14 protein-coding genes are annotated in these 20,703 nt (G+C 67.3%); 4 read left to right on the top strand and 10 right to left on the bottom strand.

Annotation, left to right across the window (positions count from 1 at the left end; translation table 11 throughout):
• Position 1 precedes the first annotated feature (1 nt).
• The 4 genes from GobsT_RS29960 to GobsT_RS29975 form a co-directional block, all read right to left on the bottom strand.
• Complete coding sequence (locus GobsT_RS29960; protein ID WP_010041487.1) at positions 2-3,418, bottom strand: TAT-variant-translocated molybdopterin oxidoreductase; 3,417 nt, start codon at positions 3,416-3,418, stop codon at positions 2-4.
• Between the two features lie 129 nt (positions 3,419-3,547).
• Positions 3,548-4,285: a cytochrome c3 family protein gene (locus GobsT_RS29965; RefSeq protein ID WP_010041485.1), complete on the bottom strand. Its 738-nt coding sequence runs from the start codon at positions 4,283-4,285 to the stop codon at positions 3,548-3,550.
• A gap of 74 nt (positions 4,286-4,359) precedes the next feature.
• Positions 4,360-4,692, bottom strand: coding sequence for a hypothetical protein (locus GobsT_RS29970; RefSeq protein WP_010041484.1), 333 nt, complete (start codon positions 4,690-4,692; stop codon positions 4,360-4,362).
• Positions 4,693-5,026: 334 nt separating this feature from the next.
• Positions 5,027-5,329: a hypothetical protein gene (locus tag GobsT_RS29975; RefSeq protein ID WP_148087916.1), complete on the bottom strand. Its 303-nt coding sequence runs from the start codon at positions 5,327-5,329 to the stop codon at positions 5,027-5,029.
• 655 nt (positions 5,330-5,984) lie between these two features.
• On the opposite strand from GobsT_RS29975, the gene GobsT_RS29980 reads away from it, so the two are divergent.
• Together GobsT_RS29980 and GobsT_RS29985 are read left to right on the top strand one after the other, a co-directional pair.
• Entirely contained in the window at positions 5,985-7,604 is a 1,620-nt protein-coding gene (locus tag GobsT_RS29980) for a hypothetical protein (protein WP_109570773.1), read from the top strand.
• Positions 7,601-9,319 (top strand): sensor histidine kinase, encoded by a 1,719-nt coding sequence (locus GobsT_RS29985; RefSeq protein WP_010041477.1) that lies wholly within the window; start codon positions 7,601-7,603, stop codon positions 9,317-9,319. Before GobsT_RS29980 ends, GobsT_RS29985 begins: the two co-directional genes overlap by 4 nt.
• A 262-nt stretch (positions 9,320-9,581) precedes the next feature.
• On the opposite strand, the gene ung is transcribed toward GobsT_RS29985, so the two are convergent.
• From ung to GobsT_RS30015, 6 genes are all read right to left on the bottom strand, one after another.
• On the bottom strand, positions 9,582-10,397 hold the full coding sequence (gene ung / locus GobsT_RS29990) for a uracil-DNA glycosylase (protein ID WP_109570772.1): 816 nt from the start codon (positions 10,395-10,397) through the stop codon (positions 9,582-9,584).
• Positions 10,398-10,477: 80 nt separating this feature from the next.
• Positions 10,478-10,948: a hypothetical protein gene (locus tag GobsT_RS39050; RefSeq protein ID WP_010052898.1), complete on the bottom strand. Its 471-nt coding sequence runs from the start codon at positions 10,946-10,948 to the stop codon at positions 10,478-10,480.
• A 62-nt stretch (positions 10,949-11,010) separates the two neighbouring features.
• Positions 11,011-11,499, bottom strand: coding sequence for an NUDIX domain-containing protein (locus tag GobsT_RS30000; RefSeq protein ID WP_033200293.1), 489 nt, complete (start codon positions 11,497-11,499; stop codon positions 11,011-11,013).
• Positions 11,500-12,626: 1,127 nt separating this feature from the next.
• Complete coding sequence (locus tag GobsT_RS30005) at positions 12,627-13,844, bottom strand: SdrD B-like domain-containing protein (protein ID WP_029601300.1); 1,218 nt, start codon at positions 13,842-13,844, stop codon at positions 12,627-12,629.
• 414 nt (positions 13,845-14,258) lie between these two features.
• Positions 14,259-15,359 carry an LptF/LptG family permease gene (locus GobsT_RS30010; protein WP_010050369.1) on the bottom strand — a complete coding sequence of 367 codons (1,101 nt, stop codon included), beginning with the start codon at positions 15,357-15,359 and terminating at the stop codon, positions 14,259-14,261.
• Positions 15,359-16,027, bottom strand: a complete 669-nt coding sequence (locus GobsT_RS30015) for a fused DSP-PTPase phosphatase/NAD kinase-like protein (RefSeq protein ID WP_010050375.1) — start codon at positions 16,025-16,027, stop codon at positions 15,359-15,361. Before GobsT_RS30015 ends, GobsT_RS30010 begins: the two co-directional genes overlap by 1 nt.
• A 114-nt stretch (positions 16,028-16,141) precedes the next feature.
• On the opposite strand from GobsT_RS30015, the gene GobsT_RS30020 reads away from it, so the two are divergent.
• Positions 16,142-17,101, top strand: coding sequence for an SGNH/GDSL hydrolase family protein (locus tag GobsT_RS30020; RefSeq protein WP_010050378.1), 960 nt, complete (start codon positions 16,142-16,144; stop codon positions 17,099-17,101).
• Positions 17,102-17,175: 74 nt separating this feature from the next.
• The gene (locus GobsT_RS30025) at positions 17,176-20,676 is read left to right on the top strand and encodes a PVC-type heme-binding CxxCH protein (protein ID WP_109570771.1); all 3,501 of its coding nucleotides are present in this window, start codon (positions 17,176-17,178) and stop codon (positions 20,674-20,676) included.
• Positions 20,677-20,703: the final 27 nt, after the last annotated feature.

Genomic DNA, 20,703 nt, shown 5'->3' on the forward strand with positions numbered 1-20,703 from the left:
GTCAGTTCCCCTTCGGCATTGCGGGGTTCGGGTTACGGATCGCGGCCATGTGCGTGAGCCGCGGACGGGTGTTGATCTCGGCCAGCAGCCCGTAGTTGGCGGGCTCGTTCTTCCACTTCGAGACGGCGCTCTCGGCGTCGTTGAGGTCGCCGAACACGATCGCCCCGGACGGGCACGCCGACTGGCACGCGGTCAGGATCTCGCCGTCGCGGATCTGCCGGAACTCGCGCTCCGCGACGATCTCGGCCCCGCGGATCCGCTGCACGCAGAACGTGCACTTCTCCATCACCCCGCGGCTCCGCACCGACACGTCCGGGTTGCGCCCGAGCTTCAGGGTGTCCGTGGCCCAGTCCTGGAACGTGAGGAAGTTGAACCGCCGCACCTTGTACGGGCAGTTGTTCGAGCAGTACCGGGTGCCGACGCAGCGGTTGTACGCCATGTCGTTGAGCCCGTCGCTGCTGTGGACCGTGGCGCCGACCGGGCACACGATCTCGCACGGGGCGTTCTCGCACTGCACGCACATGACCGGCTGGAAGTACGTGCGGATGGCCGCGGCGTCCTTCGCGGACGCGTCCTTCATGTCCGGCGTGGTGGTGGTCTCGTAGTACCGGTCGATGCGGATCCAGTGCATCTCCCGGCCCTTGGTGACCTGGTTCTTGCCGACCACCGGGATGTTGTTCTCGCCGATGCAGGCGACCACGCACGCCCCGCACCCGGTGCAGGCGCTCAGGTCGATCGCCATGCCCCAGCGGCGGCGCTGGGCCTCCTTCAGGTCCGGCGTCAGCCCCTCGGCCGGCTTGTACATGTTCAGCGGGTGCAGCCGCCCGTCGTGCGGGTGGTGCGACTTCACCGGGTCCTTGGAGGGGTCCTTCGCCTTCGGGAGCGGCAGGTTCAGGTTGATCTCTTCGGTCTCGCCGGCCGCCATCGGCGGGATCTTCGCGAAGGCCGGGTTCTTCTTGTACTCTTCGACCGTGCCCTTGCGGACGGGCTTGCGGTCGAGGACCTTGCCGGAAACCGGGTCCTTTTCCGCCATCGACCAGTGGCCCTGGGTGCAGGCCAGCAGGTACGTGGCGGCGGTCTTCGTGACCTTCGCGCTAGCGGTCCAGAGGGCGGCCGAGGTGCGGACCGGGTAGGCGTCGAACCCGGCGACGGGCTTGCCGTCGACGTTCACCTCTTTGCCCCAGCCCATGATCGCGGCGTCGGTGTAGACGCCGGCGACGCTGCCCGCCCGGGCGCCGTCGCGGCCGTGCCCGAGGTGGATCGTGACCGAGTCGTCCACGTGCCCGGGGAGGATCCACACCGGGGCCTTGATCTTCCGGCCGGCCACCTCGATCTCGACGACGTTCACCTCGGCCCGGCCGTGCTCGCCGGCGGTCCAGTGGAACGAGGTCGAGACGCCGAGCTTGTCGGCGGTCTTCGGGCTCAGGAACGCCGCGTTGTCCCACGAGATTTTCGTGAGCGGCTTGGGCAGTTCCTGGAGCCAGCCGTTGTTGGCGAACCGCCCGTCGTGCAGCGACGGGCACGCCCGGATGTTCAGCTCGTAGTCGCCGCCGGCGGGGGCCGGGGCGGCGGCCCCGGCGGCCCAGTCGGCGGTCAGCTTCGCGGCCACCGGGGCGGGGGCCGAGCCCGCGACCACCCCGGACCGGACGGACTGCTGCCAGAACACCTCGAAGCCGCCCGGCGCGGCCCCCTTGTTCTTCTCGTCGTACCACGCCCGCCAGGTGGCCCGAACCACCTCGTAGGGGTCCTGCGTTGCGGCCGAGACGCGGGCGCCGAGCTTGGCGTCCCCGTCGGCGGCGCTGGGGACGATCGCGCCGAAGAACTCGATCACGCCCTTGCCGCCGTGCAGCGGCGCGATCAGCGGCTGCTGGACCGCGACCGTCCCGTCGTGGCCGCGGATGTCGCCCCACGCTTCGAGGTAGTGCGCCTCGTTGATGTGCCACTGGCACAATACGCCGGTCTCGTCCTGGCGCTGGCCGAGGTGCAGGGTCAGTTTCGCAGCGTCCTCGCCGGCCGCCTTCAGCGCGGCCGCGAAGTCGAAGTCCGCCGGGGCCGTGTGCGCCGGGTTCACGGCGCCGACGACGAGCAGCGCGTCGAACGCCTTGTCGGCCAACTCTTTGGTGAGCGTCTTGAGGTCGCTCATTTTGCCCGCGACGGTCACTTCCGGCGTCGGGATCAGCTTCACCGTCTGACCGATGTTGCCGAGGTGCTGGTTGATCGCGAACGCCAGGGCGTGGACCGAAGCCGGCGCGTGCTCGCCGACCACCACCACGCTCTTCCCGGTCTTGGCCTTCAGGTCGGCGGCCAGCGGCTTGATCCAGTCCTTCGCGAGCTTCGCGTCGGCCGGCAGCGCCCCCGCAGGAGCGCCGGGCACGCCGAGTTCCTTGGCCAACTCGCGGGCGAACGCTTCGAGCTGCGACGCCTTGAGGGGCAGCCGGTGGTCCGAGACGGCCCCGGCGTTGGTCGGCATGCTCTCGACGACGTACAGCCGGTTCAGCGCGCCGGGCTGCACCCCTTCGGGTGCACGCTTGCCGGCGGCGATGTCTTCAAGGCTCTTGCCGTCCTGGCGGACCTTGCGGCGGTCCGCGAAGTCGCGGCTGTACCGAACGTGCCCCGGCCCGTCGGACAGGAAATCGGAGTCGAGCGACAGGACGACGTCGGCCTTGGCGAAGTCATACGTCGCGGCCAGGGCGGTGTTGTTCGGGGTGCCGAACGCCTTCGCGCTGCCGGCCTTGGCGTTCTCGCTGCCGACCGCGTCGTACTGCACCCAGCGGGCCGCCGGGAACGTGCTCAGCAGGCTGCCGATGAGCCGCCCCAGGGTCGGCGACGTGACCGTTTCGGTGAGGATGCGGAGCTTGAGGCCGGCGTTCGCGGTCCCGTTCGGGTACAGCTTCGCGCGGAGCGCGGCGAGCGCCTCGTCGTAGCCGGCGGGGACGCCGCGGCGGGTGACCCCGCGGGAGCGATCCGGGTCGTACAGGTCGAGCACCGAGGCGAGCGTGTGGATGCTCGCGCCGCCGAGGCTCGACGGGTGCTCCGGGTTCCCCTCGACCTTGGTCGGCCGGCCCTCGTTGCTGCGGACCAGCACGCCCTGGCCGTAACCGCCCAGCGACGCCGCGCTGGCGAAGTACAGCGGCAGCCCGGGGGTGAGTTCGTCCGGTTGCGTGGTGTACGGCACGATCTTGCGCTGGGCCGCCGGGCGCAGGTTGCACCCGGCGCCGGTGGCGAGCGCCACAGACGCGCCCATCAGCGCCATGAACCGGCGCCGGCTCGGCTCGTCGGCGAGTTCGGTCGCCCCCTCGGGGAACTCGTTCATCGCCGCGGCCAGGAACTCCGGCGAGGCCGCGAGTTCGTCCATTCCGCGCCACATCGTCGGCGCGGCCGGCCGGCCCGCGGGCGTTTCCGTGCTGTCGGGTTTCATGCTACCCTCAGGTCGAGTCTTGCGCGTCGCCGCCGTTCTCGTCTCGTCGGGCGGGGCGTTCCCCGGTCCCGGCTTTTACACAACCCCTGCCGGTCGCTGGTCCGCGCCGGCCGCGCCCGCTGGGCGAGATTACCGGTGGCACATCGAGCAGTTGGTGAGCGTGACGGCGTCCCGCACGTGGTACTGCTCCTTCAGGAACAGCCCCATTTCCTTTTGCGTGGTGGGGCGCTGCTTGCCGACGTGCTCGGCGGCCGCCGGGCTGTTGGGCGGGAAGTCCTCGGCGGTCCACACCGCCGGCTTCGACACGTCGTAGGTCATGGAGAACACTTCGGACTTGGGCCGCAGGTTCTTCTCGGGGGTGCGGTGGCACGCGATGCACCACTCCATTAGCAGGGTGCTCTCCTGCTTGGTCAGGTTCTGCTGGTCCAACCGGCCGTGGCACGACTGGCACCCGACGCCCTTTGCGACGTGGATCGAGTGGTTGAAGTACGCATAGTGCGGCAGGTTGTGGACCCGCAGCCACTCGATCGGCTTGTCTTCCTTGTAGCTGTTGCGGACCGGGGCCAGCAGGTCCGCCCCCTGCCAGATCTGCTGGTGGCAGTTCATGCAGGTCTTGGTGGGCGGCACGTTGGCGAACCCGGCCTTCTCGACCGACGTGTGGCAGTACACGCAGTGGATGCCGAGCTGACCGACGTGGTGCGCGTGGCTGAACGCGACCGGCTGGGGCCGGATCTCTTCGACCCCGGTCGCGTACTGAGACCGGTAGAACGCGGCCCCGCCGACGCCCGTGCCGCCGGCCAGCAGCGGCAGGCCCAGGACGAGCATCTTGGCGATCGGGTTCAGCGCCTTGGGAAAGATCTGGGGCATTGCGAACCGCCTTCCGCGTACTGGCCTTCACGGACCAAGGGAACCGTCACCACACACCGCGGGCCGGAGCCCGCTCACCACGGCAGTTGCGGGAGCTGGTCCCACTGTACATACCGCAGAACCTGGTTAAGCGTCACCGTGATACTGAGGCTGGTCGCACACAAAAGCGTGCCGACCATGGCGTAGTTCTCGCCGCGGAGGCCGCCCTTCACCCCGCGGGCGAGTGAGATCAGCCCGAGGGTCAGCCCGACCGACGAGAGAATCGAGGTCATCGGCGTCCAAAAGAAGATGCACGCCGAGAAGAACCCGAGTCCGACCGACGCGCCGGCGAGGCCGCGGGCGATGTACGAATCGTTCGGCGACCGTTTACCGGTGACGGCTGCCTGTGCTGCCGGGGGGTGATCCATAATCGACCTCCGACCTGGGGACTTGTGCCGAGCAATAAACGGCTCATCGCCGCATGTGGCGTAAACAACCGGCACACGACACCCGCGGTGAGCGGAAGCCGAACGGGGCGTTACGCCTGCGCATCGGGCTAGCGAGTCGGGGACGGGAACTCGCGTTCTCGTCCAGGTACAGCGACGGAAAAGGTGAATGTGTCCACTTGCCCGCCGCGGTATCTGTGAATTACGACCGGGCAGTAGGAGTGTCCACCTACTTTGCCGCTCAGTTCACAAAGTCGAGATAGTAAGCGGCCAATCTTAGGCCGCAACAAGAAAATTAATAAAAATCACGAAATCGTCAGTCACTCAATTTCGCGCAGACGTGCCGGCTCAGTGCGTTGAATTGGCACATGAAATGCTTTTTTTTTGCTCCGAGCGTATTTTTTTCAGTAGCAGGAGCTTTGACGTGGCGCGTAAACACAGTGAGAGCGACCAGCCTCAAACTGACGGGTCGGTTCGCTCCTTCAAACGCGAGAAACCGCAAGGTTTTGCAGGAAAACAGGCCGTGGCTGACGTGCGAAAAGACCTGCCGAAAGTGACCACGCGAGCCAAAGCCGAGCGTTCCTGAACGCAGAACCGATGTCGCGCGAATCGCGCCCAAGCACTCATCTGCGCACCCGGTTTCTCTCTTTCCACACGCCGACGCACTGCACCCAGAGCAACGAGGTGTGGTGCGTTTGCATTTTCGGATTTAGGGTAGTGGACGAGTCGGAGCCGCGGGGTTCGCGCACCACAAGATTGCGAGCAGGGAAGAGATCTGACCCCGATTGTGGCCTCATCTGCTGTGTCAACGCGGTTGCGGATCATTTGCAAACGGACGAATGAAAGTAGTTTGCCGCGTCGCACTTCCTCAATAATCCTTCAACCAATTGCAACCAGATCGCATTAACGCACCCGACAACATCTCAATTAATCGCCTTAACAGCATCACATTCATCAAATATTGAAGCGACAAGGGATTCGGATCGCGTTCCGTCGGCATTTTAAGGGCGAGCGTGGAGGTCACAGCCTCACTGCTCCGGCGACACCCGAGTTGCGGGACGAATGGCACCGCCCCGGCCGGGCGGCGGTTGGCGTTGGATCGGGGGGCGTAAGGCGGTACCCTGCGTAGGATAAGTTCAGTGCATTGCGTGAATCCGGCCGGTGTTCGGCTCCGGCGCCGCGGGTTTGGACCCGCGGCGCGCCGTAGGAACCCGCGCACGCGCAAGGAGTTCGGGCGGAGCGGCGCTCGAGGAACGTAGCCAGGAGGGTGTACGATGCGACGGTGGCCGCTGGTCGCGGGCGCGCTGGTGCTCGGGGCGGTCGGTGCCTGGGCGCTGGGGCGGTCCGGGTGGTTCGGGGCGACGGCCGCGGAACCGCGCCCGGTGCCCGACGGGGATCTCGAAATCGCCTGGCTCCACGTCCCCACGTCCACCGACACGTGGGAGAACTTCGTTTGGGGCATGAAGCGTGCGGAGATGAGCACGCTGCCGACCGGGCTGAAGGTGGACGACCGGCAGGCGTTCCCGACCCGCACCACCGCGGTCCCCGAGATCGTGCTCTCCCGCGACGGGTTCGCGGGCAAGGTCCACGTCCGCTGGTACAAGATCACCAACGACGCCTCCTACACGACGTGGGCGCAGGCGCTGGCCGCGCGGGCGCCGGCGCCGGTCGCGGTTATTGGCGGGTGGTCGAGCGACCGCGCGCGCGAACTCGCCGAGGCCCTGAACGGCGCCCCCTGGCCCGGGCAGAAGCCGCTCCTCCTGCTCGCCACCGCGACCGCGGACGCGGTGTACCCGGACGAAGACAACTACGCGGTCGACTACCAGCCGCCCAAGCTCATCGACCTGTACGACCGGTCGTTCCGGTTCTGCTTCACGAACAAGCAGATGGCCGGCGCGATCACGGACTTCGTGTTCGCCGACCCGACCCTGCGCCCGGGGCCGGCGGTGTGGCCCGAGTTGCGGGCGCTCGCGGCGGCGGCCGGCGACACGTGGGCGTTCCCGTGGCTCGCGGACCGGGCCGCCGGACCGCAGCGGATGCAGGCGTTCGCGGTCGCCTGGAAGGACGACCCGTACTCGCTCGACCTGGCCCAGCAGTTCCGCGAGGCCATCGCGGAGCGCGGCGCGGCCTCGCGGCGGGTGCGGCTGAGCGTCGAGGCGAGCTTCGTGCCGTTCAGCACCGGGCGGTTCGCGCGCCCCAACCCGTACGAGGCGCGCATCGTCGACGACATCCTCGCCCACCCCGGGTTCCCCAAGCGGGGCGAGCGCTCGGTGCTGGTGCTGCCGACGGTCACCGCCCCGGCCCGGCGGGTGCTGAGCGCGCTGGCGCAGGGCAACCCGGGCGTGGCCCGCCGGCTGGTGGCCGTCACCGGGGACGGCATCCCGGTGAACGCGCTGTTCCGGGACGGGGAGTTCGCGTGGCCGGTGCGGGCGCTGCCGATCCCGCTGGTGCTGTTCACGCACACCGACCCGCTCGACTTCGACGAGCCCGGCGGCCCGGCCCCGCCCGCGGGCTACGAACTCACCCCGCCGCCGCGCCCGGGAGTGGGGAAGCACACCACCGAGGACATCCGGCTGTTCTCGGTCCTCATTCGCGTGTTCGCGGCCGGGGCGTACCCGGACGGCGCCGGCCGCATCGTGGACGGCGCCGACCAGCTCGCAGAGCGGCTGCGCGGGTTCTCGCCGGCGTTCTTCGACCCGTCCGGGAACCGGATCAGCGGGTCCGGGGAGCACATCGTGGTGCTCCGCCCGACGCCGCGCGTCGAGGGGGTCGTGGCGTACCCCGACGCGGAACTGGAGGTGTGGACCCGCAGGCGCGGGAAGGGCTGGGACCGCATCCGCAAGCGGGCCGTGGTGCAGACCGTGCGGCCGAGCGATTTGGGGGGCGGCGAATGAGTACGGACGCGATCCCCCCGGCCCCCGAGCCGGTCGACGCGCCGCGGTTCTCTCCCTGGCGCTACACCGGCCGGCTGGCCCCGCTCGCGGTCCTGTGGGCGGTCCTGGTCGGGCTCCTGGCGTGGCTGCTGGTGACCCGCGCCAACTGGAACGAGGACTCCGACCGCGCCGACGTGCGCGAGTGGGTCGACAACACCCGCGTGTTCCGCAAGACGCTCGCGGAACTCGTCAAGGAGTACGTCGACCTGCTCCACGCCCCGGACGTGCCCAACCGGGCCGACCGCGCCCACGACAAGCGGGCCGAGATCCGGCAGCACCTCGAAGCGATGGTCGAGCCGACCCGCATGTACACCGCTCAGCTCCCGCTGTTCCCCAACGTGTACGCGCTGGAGGTCGAGTTCGCGGGGGTCCGCGACGCCGACGGGGCGCCGGCGGAGACGCTCGGGTGGACCTCCCCGAAGCCGCGGCCCGGCGGGTCCGCGAAGGCGCAACTGCGCACCCTCGAGGTGGAGCCGCCGCTGGACCGCCCCGGCGCCCGCGCGACGGTGCGGTGCGTGTACCAGTTGCACTCGTTCAACCGGATGCAGCAGCAGCAGGACGAGTTCCGGCACTGGCAGACGATCGCGGCCGGGGTGATCGTGCCGACCACCCTGCTGGCGGTGTTCCTGGTGGTGCGCGCGGTCCGGCGCGAGCAGGCCCGGGAGCTCGAAAAGTGGCGCGCGGCCGCCGAGGCCGAGCACCGGGAGCGCGAGCTGCTCGCGGCGCAGGTGGAGCGCGAGCTGATCGAGCGCAACCTGCTGGAGGTCCGCGTCCGCCAGCAGGAGCTCGAGCGGGCGAGCGAGGAGCTGGGCCGCAAGCTGCTCGAACAGGAGCTGAACGCCGCGCAGCACAAGACCCGCGCCGCCGAGGCCGAGCGCGAGGCGCTGGAGATGAAGTCGCAGCTCTACGCCAGCATCGGCATCATGGCGGGCAGCTACGCGCACAACATCAAGAACCTGCTGGTGCGGCCGAACGACCTGATCGCGCGGTGCATGGAAGCGGCCGACGGGCCGCAGCACGAGATGCTCGACGAGGTGAAATCCACCCTGGGCACGGTGACGGAGCGGTTGCAGCAGATCCTGCGCACGGTGCGGCGCGACCCGGCCAACGCGGAGGTGACCCGGGTGGACGCGCTCGCCCTGTTCCGCGACACGCAGCGCACCTGGGCCGAGACGGGCCGCGACAAGTGGAAGCTCGCGGTGACGGCCGACGTGGCGCCCGGCTCCGCGCTCGTGACCGGCGACCTCTCGCACCTCCAGCAGGCGGTGGAGAACCTGGTGTTCAACGCCCGCGACGCCACGTTCGAGATGCGGAACTACCTCCGCGACGAGGCCAAGCGCGAGACGGACCCGGCGGCCCGGCGGCAGAAACTCATGGCGGCCGCCGGCTGGAAGGGCGAGGTCCACCTGACCGCGCGCCGGGACGGGGACCACGTGGTTCTCGAAGTGCGCGACAACGGCATCGGGATGACGGACGAGGTGCGCCGCAACTGCCTGAAGACGCACTTCAGCACCAAGCGCGACAACGCGCTGTACGAGGGGTACAGCGCCGGCATGGGGCTCGGGCTGTCGTTCGTGGCCATGGTCCTGGAGCACCACGGCGGGGAGCTGGAGATCGAATCGGCCCCGCTCCGGGGCACCACCTTCCGCGTGCGGTTCCCGCTGGTCGCGGAGTGAGGAGTAGGAGTGTTCACCGCAGAGGGCACGAGAGGGCACCGAGAGAAGGAGTGTTCACCGCAGAGGGCACGAGAGGGCACCGAGAGAAGAAGTGTTCACCGCAGAGGGCACGAGAGGGCGCAGAGAAAACCAAAATCCGGGAGAGCCGGGCTCAAAATCTCACTTCTCTGGTCTTCTCTCTGCGCCCTCTCGTGCCCTCTGCGGTGAACACTTCTTCTCTCGGCGCCCTCTCGTGCCCTCTGCGGTGAACACTCCTACACTCTTACTCCTCTGCCTTTTCCGGCAGTCGCCAGTCGATCGGTTCCTCACCCGCGGCCTCGAGCACCTCATTGACCTTCGAAAACGGCTTGGTCCCGAAGAACAGGTGCTCCGAGAACGGCGAGGGGTGCGCCGACTTCACCACCACGTGCTTCTTCTGGTCGATGAGCGGGATCTTCTTCTGCGCGTACGAGCCCCACAGCACGAACACCACCCGGCGGGGCTGGGCGCTCACGGCCGAAATCGCGGCGTCGGTGAACTTCTCCCACCCCTTGTCCTTGTGCGAGTTGGCCTGTCCCTTCCGCACGGTCATGCAGGCGTTGAGCATCAGAACGCCGCGCCGCGCCCACTCGGCCAGGTAGCCGTGCTTGACCGGCGGGATGCCGAGGTCGCTTTCGAGTTCCTTGTAGATGTTGCGGAGCGACGGCGGTGTCGCGATCCCGGGCCGGACCGAGAAGCACAGTCCGTGCGCCTGCCCCGGGCCGTGGTACGGATCCTGTCCGAGGATCAGAACCTTCACCTTGTCGAGCGGGGTGAACCGGAACGCGTTGAACACGTCCGGTGCCGGGGGAAACACGGTCTGCGTTTTGCGCTCTTCGACGATGAACCGAACGAGATCGGCCCAGTACGGCTTCCGCGTTTCGGGATCGAGGGCCTTGTGCCAGGACGGGTCGAGGTCGGCGGGGAGTCCCGGCACGCCGGGCGGGAGCGGGGGCAACTCTTCGGCCACAGGTTGGGGGGCCAGTTCTGGTGCGGGCGGCTTCGGCTGGTCTTCATCGAACAGGGACGAAGTCTCAACGGGTTTCTTCTTTTTGCCCATGCTCCGGCCTCGTGGGGTGGGGATTACTTTACCTCCCATCGAGCGCCGGTGCATCCCGCGTTGAGCCGATCACACGAAGTTCAATGCCGGACCAGGACCGCGTTCCGCTGGATCTCGACGGCGGTCGGTCCGAGTACGAGCACGAACCCGGCGGGGACACAGAACCCCACGCACCACAGCGCCACGATCGCACCGCGTGCGACGAGTCCCAGCGGCCCGGGGACGAACCGGTTCGAGACGGCGAACCCGCCGACACAGACGAGTACGCCGAACAGCAGTAGCGCGAACTCCGCGGCCAGCAACTTCTGGCCGAGCGGGTCTACCCACAAGAGGGCGGTGCGGGCCGGGTAGAACGCATCTAAAACCAGAAACAGGAGCAGGAGCGGCCCGAGCGGGAGCGCGACCAGGAGCCACTGAAGTGTGGTCAGCGTCGCTGTCGGGGGCTGCTCCGGTGGGGTCGGGGCAACCGGGGGCGCGGTATCCGTTTGCGCCTCGGCGGGCGGGGCGGGCGGGGCGGCCGGTTGCGGTTCGGCGGGCGGAGCAGTTGCCATGAGAGCGGTGCCGTATCGGGTGCGTGTTCGGTTCACTCAACCGTAGCACAGCCGAACCGCTCTCAGCGGGTGAAGAACTCGGCCACCACCTGAGTGTGGAGCGGGAACGCCAGGTCCGTGGCCTCACGGATTACGACCAGTTCGGAAGTTTCGGGCGTCGGCGTGAAGCCCTTCAGCGCGCCTGCCGGTCGGGGGCGGGCGCGGCCGAACACGAGCAGCACCCCGTCGACACGATCGGAGCTGAGCGTGCGGACGTGCTCGATCTCGGTCGGATCGACCCGCAAGCCGGTTTCCTCGAACAACTCGCGGGCGGCGGCTTGCTGCCACGTCTCCGCAAAGTCGATGTACCCGCCGGGCAGCGCGAGCCGGCCCACCCCCGGCGGGATCGTCCGGCGGACGCACAAGAGGCCGTCGTCGATCGGCAGCAGGCACACCGCGACCGGGACCGGGTTCCGGTAAGAGGTGCGGGCGCAGCCGGCGCAGGTCCGCGGCCAGGGTTGGTTGGGGGCGAACGCGGCCCCGCAAAAGCCGCAGTGCGTGTTGGGTTTCATGAGCGGCACCGGAGTCGGGTCGGCGGGCCGCGCCGCGGGCGCGTACCATCGGTCTATTGAACCGCAACGTTTCACGCCCGCGGATCGCGCCGGCGGTCCCGGACGGCCGGCATAACCGGTAGCGACGAGGCTCGCGGCATGAGTAGGCCCACTCATACACGCACCCGGTACTACGGCCGCATTCTTGACGAGCCGCGACCGCCAGGGAGCGTTACGTCTCCCGCTCCCTGGCGGTCGCGGCTCGTCAACAACACAAGATCACAGGCGCACCCGCAGCACGAATCCGACCGAGTGGCGGCGCGAGCGCGGTGCCATCAGTTTAGTGTGCGGCTCGCTTCGACCGTCCGCCGCGTCTCCTCGTCCGCGGCTCCGCTGCCGCGTCACGTTTGGACGTGACCTTTGCAACGCTGACGGTTCTGCCATAACGGCGGGCGCGGATGCACGTGCCAGTGAACACGCACCGCAAGAAGCGGAAACGGTACGCAGGGCCAGAAATCAGCCGGGCGACTCGGCCGTTTCTTGCTCGCGGTGCGAAGGCGGGGTCTGTACCGGCGGGGCATCAGTAGGTCGGCGACGAGACGCCCGCTGGTACCGGAACTGGTCACGGACTGGCGATTCGCTGGTCCGCCGCTACCCACGAATCCCGCACTGGAAGCCGCGAACGAAGTCATCAGAGTAGAGGGCACCGGCCACCGTTCCAAGCCGATATAAGTCCGCAAACCATTGCCAACATGAAACTTAAGCCGCGATCAACCGACTCACACGAATTCGCTCGGCGGAGCAATGCGCGGGTTCCGCCCCCTTCCCAACAAGCGTTTCGGACTTTTGGAAGTACGGCGCGGGAAAAATGCGGTGCAACAACTCATGCGCCGGCCACCCGGCCGACGGTTTTGGCGAACAGCAGGGCCGGCGGCTGTTACGGCCGTCGGCCGCGCGACGGGTGGGCGCCCCGTGCGCGGTCCGGCGGTGACTTCGGCTCTGATACACGTACCCGGTACTACGGCCACATTCTTGACGAGCCGCGACCGCCAGGGAGCGGTGCCACGTACCCCGCTCCCTGGCGGTCGCGGCTCGTCAAGAAAAGCAACATCGCAGATGGGTTCATGTATGAGACCGGCCCAAGGGGCTCAGCAGCGGATCGGTTTGATACCGAAGGTCGGCTGGCAGGCGGAGAAAATGGGGGTGACTTTCACCGGGGTCGGGCACACCACCGGCGGGGTGGTCGGCTTGGTCGGCGGGGTCGGGCACGTCACCGGCTTGGACGGCGCGGGGCACGCGACCGGTACCGGGGCCGGCTTCACCGGCGTCGGGCAGGGGAGCGTGAACTTGTCGTCACACAGGAACTTGTCGCGGTTCTTCACCGGGGTCGGGCAGGTCGGCGTGACGGGCTTCGTGGGGGTCGGGCACACGTCCCACTTCACCTCCCACTTGATCGTCCCGACACCGCAAATCACGAACTTCTTGTCGTCGCAGTCCTTGTCGTCCTTGGGTCCTTTGCCGTGATCGCACCATTTGTCTTTGTCATGGCCGGAATCGCAATCGTTGCCGCCGTGGTCGTCGCACGAGGGCACCTTGATTTCGCCGAAGTTGTACCCGGTGAGGGCCGTGCCGGTGACCGCGATGCCGCCGATCACGTCGCCGGTCACGGACCCGTTGGCGGGCGTACCGGGGGTGTTCTGGCCCTGGCCGTAGCCGGCGGGTTGCGCCTCGGTGACCGTGTACGTGCCCGCGATCAGGTCGCCGAACCCGTACCGGCCGCTCGCGTCGGTCACCGCGGTCCGGGTGCCCGCCGGGCCGCTCAAGGTGACCTTCACGCCGGAGATCCCGCCTTCGCCCGAGTCCAACCGGCCGTTCTTGTTGGCGTCGCAGTACACCGTGCCGGACAGCGAACCGGTCGCGGGCGGCGCGGCGAGTTTCTCCCCGAAGTTGTTGTCGGTGCCGTCGACGCCGGAGTTCAAAACGATGTTGTTGAACGCGTCGTTCGTGGTGATGCCGGTGCCCGGCGTGCCCTGGGTGTCCGCGCCATCGGCGTACCCGCTCGGCTGGGTCTCGCGGACGGTGTACGTGCCGGGGTTGAGGTCCGCGAACGTGTACTTGCCGTCGGAACCGGTCTTTGTGGTCGCGTTGACCGCGAGGCCGGTTTCGGCTTCCGTGCCGCTCAGGGTGACGGTCACGTCCGCGATCGGCTGTTCGCCCGCGTCGAAGCGGCCGTCGCAGTCGGCATCGACGTACACGAAACCGCTGAGCGAGGAGGGGACCAGGAGGGCCGGAACGTCGCGCTGCTGGAGCTGTTCGAGCTTCGGGGCGAACCGGTTCGGGCGGGCGGGGCGAGTCACAAACTTCACGGGCCGAGTCTCCGTCAACGGAACGAGTGCGCCGGCGGACACGTGTCCGCCGGTGACGCTCCGACGCGTGAGCGGCGGGCGCGTCTGTTCAGGGGGGTGAGCGTCGGGAAAAGCGATTTGCGTTCCGAAGCCGAGCGGAGCCGGGAAAAGGCGGAAATTAGAACCAAAATTGCGGGATATCAAATGAAACGCCGCTTATTTCCATTCCACGCGCGTCAACTTTTCGGGCGCGACGTGTTAGCGCCGTTACCCAGCGGAAGCGCGCGAGGCGGCGCCGCCTCGCGCCTAGCACGAAGCCCGCGGGCGCCGGCGCGACAAACACGAAAGGAAGGAGCGGAGACTTGTTTGGCGGGTCCGCGGTGGGAGCGTCGGCACGGTTGCTTTCGCCCTCATCGCGGGCCGACACGTCCGCGGTCAGGTGTGAACGGCATCGAACGCGACCAGCGCCGGGGGGCCGAACAGGATCACCGGGAGCCACGCCGCCAGCGGCGGCGGCAGCACGTCCTGGTCCCCGAGGTACTTACACGCGATCACGAACAAGAAGGTTGCCGCGGATACGATCAGACACAAACCCGAGCTAATGATGACGTGGCGGTTCGGGTTCCCCAGGATCACCGCCAGCCCGAACACGACCATCACCATGCCGACGAGGGGGCGGGTGACGCGCGTGTGGAACAGCACCGCGAGCTTCCCCCGGCGCCGCGGCTCGGGATCGACCAGCATCGTTTGCAGGTCGCTGGTGGCGGCGTAAATGTACCACGCCCCGCCGCGGCACACGGCGTCGTAGTCCGCGTCTTGCACTTTTACGAAGAACCGCCCGGTGCCCAGAACGGTGAGGTTCAGCGGGATCTCGCCCGTGAACGTGTCGGGCGTGGCGTCGGTCAGCAGCCACCCGCCGGTCAGCGGGTCGTCGCCCTGTTTGGGCCGGAACACCGCCTCCTGCGCGGTCAAATGCACCATCCCGCTGCGCGAGTGCTCCGGGAACGTCACGCACATCTTCTTGACGAGCTTGTCCTTGCGGAACCCGGCCAGGCCCTCGAAGTGGATGCCGCTGCTGTCGTAGGCGCCCATCAGGGACTGGGCCTTCGCCTGGTCGGGGTCGTCGCGCTGGCTGGTCAGTGCGTCCGCCACTTCGGGGATCAGGAACTCCTGGTTCAGCGGCCCCAGCGCCAGCGTGACCGCGGCCCCGAGGAACACCGGCCGGATCGCCCGCCGCGTGGGCACACCCGCGGAGAGCAGCGGCAGCAGTTCGTTGTTGCGCTGCATCCAGGCAACGGTGAACGCGCCGGCGATCAGCGTGACGAAGTTGCCGAACAGGTCGAAATACTCGGGGACGCGGTTGCCGTAGTAGTAGGTAATGTGCCGCGCCGACGCGACGAACCCGCCCGGCTTGTTGACGAAGGCGTCCAGGTGGGTGAACAGGTCGATCACGATGAACAGCCCGACCAGGCTGATCAGCACGATGATGTAGGACCGGAAGAAGGTCCAGAGGAACATCCGGTCGATGGCGGTCATCACGGGCGCGGCCCCCCGACGGCCCCTTCTGCCACCCCGGCGGCGCCGCCGGAGGCGAGCCGTTCGGCCTTCGAGCGAGGCTTGTAGTTCTGCACGAACTGGATCACGAACTCGTCCCCCTCGCTGGCCGCCACGTACCCGTACCCGTTCGCGCGCAGCTCGCGCAGGGCCTCGCCCGGCGACCACCCGCGGTACTCCATGCGGTAGATCGCGGTGAGCCGGCCGGTGCGGTGCAGCCCGGCCTTGCAGTGCAGCAGCACGGGGTAGTTGCTCTCGTCGTCCAGCAGGTCGCGCCACTGCTTCACCGCGGGCGGCTCCCAGTCGAGTTGGTTCCCCGGCGGCAGAATGTCCGGCGTGAGCAGCCGGTACCGTACACCGAGTTGCGCGCACAGCTCGCTCTCGCGCACCTGGCCCTTCCCGAGCCAGTGATCGGGTAGCAGCGGGTCCGGTTCCTCGTGCTGGAGGTTGACGACCGTTTTGATGCCGTACCGGTCGACGGCCTCCCGGAACCCCGCGGCGGTCATCTGCCCCGAGCGGTAGAGCCGGCCGGGTTCGACCTCGCGAAACCGCTTGGCTTGGATGTACTGTGCGCGGTACAACGCCACCGGCGCTCCCAGTACGAGAGCCGCGACGACGCACCCCAGTACCCACCGCAACCCGTTGCGCATCAGTGCCCACTGCTGAAGGAAGTAAGGGCGACACTAATACACAACCCGCCGGGCGTGTCAACCGCGACCGGTTCGTGTACGCTAACGTGACATCCCACCTGCGAGGAACCCCTCATGCTCCTCTCCGCCGCGTTCGCGGTGCTTCTCGGCACCGCACCCGCCGCCCAGCCGGCAAAGGCGCTCAAGTTAAAAGACGGCGACCGAATCGTGTGGCTCGGCGGCACGCTCGTCGAGCGCGAACAGCGGTACGGCTACTGGGAAGCGGCGCTCGTTGCCGCGAACGCCGACAAGAACATCACCGTCCGCAACCTCGGCTGGAGCGGCGACACGGTCCACGGTGAGTCCCGCGGGCGGTTCGACTTCAACAACCCCGACGCGTGTTTCAAACAAATCGTTGACCAAACGCTGGCGCTGAAGCCGACCGTGATCTTCGTGAGCTACGGCTCGAACGAAGCGTTTGAAGGTAAAGAGGGGCTGCCGAAGTTCGAGAAGGGGCTGGAAAAGCTCCTCGACTCGCTCAAACCCGCCAACGCGCGAATCGTCCTGTTCACGCCGATTCCGGTTAACGCTCTGGAAACGCAATCGGGCGCGCCGAATCCGCAGAAGCGCAACGAGATGATTGAACTGTACGGCAAAAGCATCCAAGCCGTGGCGCTAAAGCACGGGCACCATCTCGCCGACTTGAATGGATTTGTGAAGATCGTCTTTTTTACCCAAGAAACATTTCTCAAAGACGATCAGAAGCTCCGAAGCCAGCACCCACCACTCACGACGAACGGCATGCATTTGACCCAGGACGGGTACCGAATGACCGCCTCAGCGTTCATTGCGAGCCTGGGGTATTCTGTGGTCGGCTCTACCAGCGAACGCCAGGAAGAGCTCGAACCGCTTCGCCACGCGATCATCGCGAAGAACGAGCAGTTCTTCAACAAGTGGCGCCCGCAGAACGAGACCTACCTGTTCGGGTTCCGCAAGCACGAACAGGGGAAGAACGCGAAGGAGATGGCCGAGTTCGATCCCTTTATCCAGAAGGCCGAGGACGAAATCGCCCGGCTCCGCAAGGAACTGAAGTAACGAACCCGCCCCAACCGCCCGGGCGAAACGCCCGGTGCGCCCGCTCCCGACCCGCACACCAAACTCCTCCCACCATGCGCACATACACGCTCAGCCTGCTACTCGCGCTTGTGCCGTCGGTCGCGCTCGCGCAGACCAACGCCACGGTGCCCGACCCGGACCCCGAACTGGAGCGCAAGACGTTCATCGTCGCGCCGGGGTTCGAGGTGACGCTCTGGGCGGCCGACCCTCTGCTCGCCAAGCCCATCCAGATGAACTTCGACCCGCAGGGCCGGCTCTGGGTCGCCAGTAGCGAGCACTACCCGCAGATCAAGCCGGGCGAGAAGGCCAACGACAAGATCATCGTGCTCGAAGACACCAAGGGCACCGGCCGGGCGGATAAGACCACCGTGTTCGCCGACGGACTGCTCATCCCGACAGGACTCGAACCCGGTGACGGCGGCGTATACGTCGCCAACAGCACCGAACTCGTTCACCTGAGTGCGAGCAAGCCGGGCGGTAAAGCGGACACGAAGCGCGTGCTGCTCAGCGGGTTCGGAACCGAGGACACGCACCACATCATCCACACGTTCCGGTGGGGGCCGGACTGCCGGCTGTACTTCAACCAGTCGATCTACATTCACTCGCACGTCGAAACCCCTACAGGGGTGAAGCGGCTCAACGCGGGCGGGATCTGGCGGTTCAACCCGGACAAAACCGAACTCGACGTGTTCGCCCGCGGGTGGGTGAACACGTGGGGCCACGCGTTCGACAAGTACGGCCAGTCGTTCGCGACCGACGGGGCCGGGGGTGAGGGCATCAACCACGTCGTCCCCGGCGGGTATTACCTCACGTCACAGGGGCCGCACGCACAGCGGCTGTTGCACGGGCTGAACCCCGGTTCACCCAAGTATTGCGGGCTCGAAATCATCAGCGGGAGGCACTTTCCGGACGACTGGCAGGGCGACCTCATCACGAACGACTTTCGCGGCCACCGCGTCTGCCGGTTCAAGTTGCAGGACGACGGCAGCACATTCGCCAGCCGCGAAATGACGGAAGTCATCAAGAGCAACCACCCGGCGTTTCGTCCGATCGACGTGAAGATGGGGCCGGACGGCGCGCTGTACATCGCGGACTGGTACAACCCGATCATCCAGCACGGCGAGGTGGACTTCCGCGACCCGCGCCGCGACAAGACGCACGGCCGCATCTGGCGCGTCACCGCGAAGGGTCGCGACCTCGTAAAGCCGCCCAAGCTCGTAGACGCCACCGTTCCCGAGTTGCTGGAGCAACTGAAGGCGCCGGAGCAGTGGACCCGCCAGCAGGCGAAGCGCGTCCTCAAGGAGCGCGGCGCGGAGAAGGTGCTGCCGGAGGTAGACAAGTACCTGCGTGGGGTCGATCTTCCCCAACTTGCGAACCAGCACCAATTCCTCGAAATCATGTGGCTGGGCGATGCTTTGGGTGAATTCCATCGGCCGCCCGGTCAAGACGCGAGTACGCTTCGGCTACTGCGTTCGCTGCCGCTCGCTTCTAAAGACAGCGACATCGTGGCGACCGGGATTCGTCGGTTCGGACAGTCTTTCACTCTGGCTTGGGCGCAAGGGAGTACCCGCAGCGGGATAACCGATGGCTGTCAGCACGCGAGCCCACGCGTGCGACTTGAGGCGGTACGTGCGGCCGCTCAAATGCAGTCGGCGTGGGGTGTCGAGGCCGCCCTCGGGGCGCTCGATAAGCCGATGGACCGCACCCTTGACTACGCTCTCTGGCTGACGGTGCGCGAACTTGAACCGTACTGGCTGCCGGAGTTCCAGGCGGGCCGGCTCACGTTCGGCGGCGATGCGAAGAAGCTTGCGTTCGCGCTCAACGCGATCGGTAACAAGGACACTGTGAAGCCCGTTCTCGCGCTGATCGACGGCGGAAAGGTGCCGAAGGAGAACGTCCGTGGGCTTTACTTGCTGCTCGCGCAGATCGGCGGGCCAGAAGAGTTGAGGCGTGTTGTGCAGTTCGCGGACGTAGGCGATCCCCTATCCGACGGCGATCGGTTCGCGCTCATGCGTGCGGTTGAGGACGCTGTTCGGCAGCGGAAGGTCGGTCCTGCCAAGAACGCCGCGGGCGCGCTGCGTCCTTTCATCCTGGGCCGGCTCAACACGCCCGCTGCGCAACCGGCCCTTCAGTTGGCCGGGCTATGGAAATTGGAGGAACTCCGCGAAGATTTGCAGGGCGTCGCGAGCGCGACCAAAGCAGCGATCACGATCACCGCAGAACTTCGCGCGGCCGGCCTTGAAGGGCTCATCTCGTTCGGTGACGCACGCGCGAAAACGTTTATTACCAGCCTTTGCAACAAAGAGCATGCGCCAGAGATTCGCCGGCTCGCGATCGCTGCACTTACCGGTTTAGATGCGAGCAGTGCTGCAATGAAGGCCACGGAGTTTCTGGCGGACGCCAAGCCCGACGAGGAGTTGACCGATCTGTTCGCGGCGTTCGTCAACCGAAAGGGAGGAGCGGCCACCCTGGCGAAGGCGCTCACGGGGAAGAAGTTCGCTCCCGATGTGGCGAAGATCGGGCTGAAGGCCGTTCGCGCGAACGGTCAGCCCGCGGACGACCTCGTTGCGGCGCTCACGAAGGCGGGCGGGCTCGATGCACCGCGCAAGCCGCCCACCGATGCCGAGGTGAAGGCGCTTACCGCCGATGCGCTCAAGACCGGTGACGCGGCACGGGGGGAAGTGGTGTTCCGGCGCAAGGAGCTTCAGTGCGTCGCGTGCCACGCTTACGGTGGCGCCGGCGGGCAGGTCGGCCCGGACCTCACGTCGATCGGCGCCAGCGCGCAGCCCGACTACCTCGTGGACTCGCTCCTGCTGCCGCACAAGGCGATCAAGGAAGGGTTCGACGTGACTCGCGTTGTCACCGTCGAGGACAAGGTGCTTCAGGGGATCAAGATCCGCGAGGCGAACGGGCTCCTCGTCCTTCGCACCGCGGAGGATAAGGAAATCACGGTCCCGGTGAAGGACATCGCCGAACAGAGCAAGTCCACGAAGTCGCTCATGCCCGAAGGGCTGACGGACCCGCTCACGAAGCAGGACTTCGCGGACCTCGTGAAGTACCTGTCGGAACTCGGAAAGGTGGGCGGGAGCTACGCCCCGAGCAAGGCGCGGCTGGTGCGCCGGTGGCAGGTGATCGACCCGAGCCCGACGAACCTGAACGCGTTCCGTCGCGCCCGCGTGAGCGCCGCGGCCGAGCCGGACGCGCCGTTCACGTGGTCGCAGGGGTACTCGAAAACGTCGGGCGATTTACCGCTCGCGGAGCTGCCGAAGTTCACCGTGTGGGCCGACACCGCGCCGCAGAGCGTGGTCCGGTTCCAGTTGGACGTGACAACCGCGGGCGCGGCGAAGCTCAAGTTCAACGCGATAGCCGGATTGACGGCCTACGTCGGCAACGTCCCGGTCGAACCGAAGCCGGAGACGGTGCTCGACCTCAAGACCGGCGTCCAGACAGTGACAATCTTGATCGACCGCTCGAAGCGCACCGACGACCTGCGTATCGAACTGGACGACGTGGAGAAGTCGCCGGCCCGCGTCGCGGTGGTGGGTGGGAAGTAACGCGCCCGGGGTTTGGGTCCACGGACC

The sequence above is a fragment of the Gemmata obscuriglobus genome (genome assembly GCF_008065095.1).
GTDB lineage: Bacteria > Planctomycetota > Planctomycetia > Gemmatales > Gemmataceae > Gemmata > Gemmata obscuriglobus.

Coding starts and splice junctions, on each gene's coding strand:
- GobsT_RS29960 (WP_010041487.1), bottom strand. CDS start 3,418: ATGAAACCCGACAGCACGGAAACGCCCGCGGGCCGGCCGGCCGCGCCG.
- GobsT_RS29965 (WP_010041485.1), bottom strand. CDS start 4,285: ATGCCCCAGATCTTTCCCAAGGCGCTGAACCCGATCGCCAAGATGCTC.
- GobsT_RS29970 (WP_010041484.1), bottom strand. CDS start 4,692: ATGGATCACCCCCCGGCAGCACAGGCAGCCGTCACCGGTAAACGGTCG.
- GobsT_RS29980 (WP_109570773.1), top strand. CDS start 5,985: ATGCGACGGTGGCCGCTGGTCGCGGGCGCGCTGGTGCTCGGGGCGGTC.
- GobsT_RS29985 (WP_010041477.1), top strand. CDS start 7,601: ATGAGTACGGACGCGATCCCCCCGGCCCCCGAGCCGGTCGACGCGCCG.
- ung (WP_109570772.1), bottom strand. CDS start 10,397: ATGGGCAAAAAGAAGAAACCCGTTGAGACTTCGTCCCTGTTCGATGAA.
- GobsT_RS39050 (WP_010052898.1), bottom strand. CDS start 10,948: ATGGCAACTGCTCCGCCCGCCGAACCGCAACCGGCCGCCCCGCCCGCC.
- GobsT_RS30000 (WP_033200293.1), bottom strand. CDS start 11,499: ATGAAACCCAACACGCACTGCGGCTTTTGCGGGGCCGCGTTCGCCCCC.
- GobsT_RS30010 (WP_010050369.1), bottom strand. CDS start 15,359: ATGACCGCCATCGACCGGATGTTCCTCTGGACCTTCTTCCGGTCCTAC.
- GobsT_RS30015 (WP_010050375.1), bottom strand. CDS start 16,027: ATGCGCAACGGGTTGCGGTGGGTACTGGGGTGCGTCGTCGCGGCTCTC.
- GobsT_RS30020 (WP_010050378.1), top strand. CDS start 16,142: ATGCTCCTCTCCGCCGCGTTCGCGGTGCTTCTCGGCACCGCACCCGCC.
- GobsT_RS30025 (WP_109570771.1), top strand. CDS start 17,176: ATGCGCACATACACGCTCAGCCTGCTACTCGCGCTTGTGCCGTCGGTC.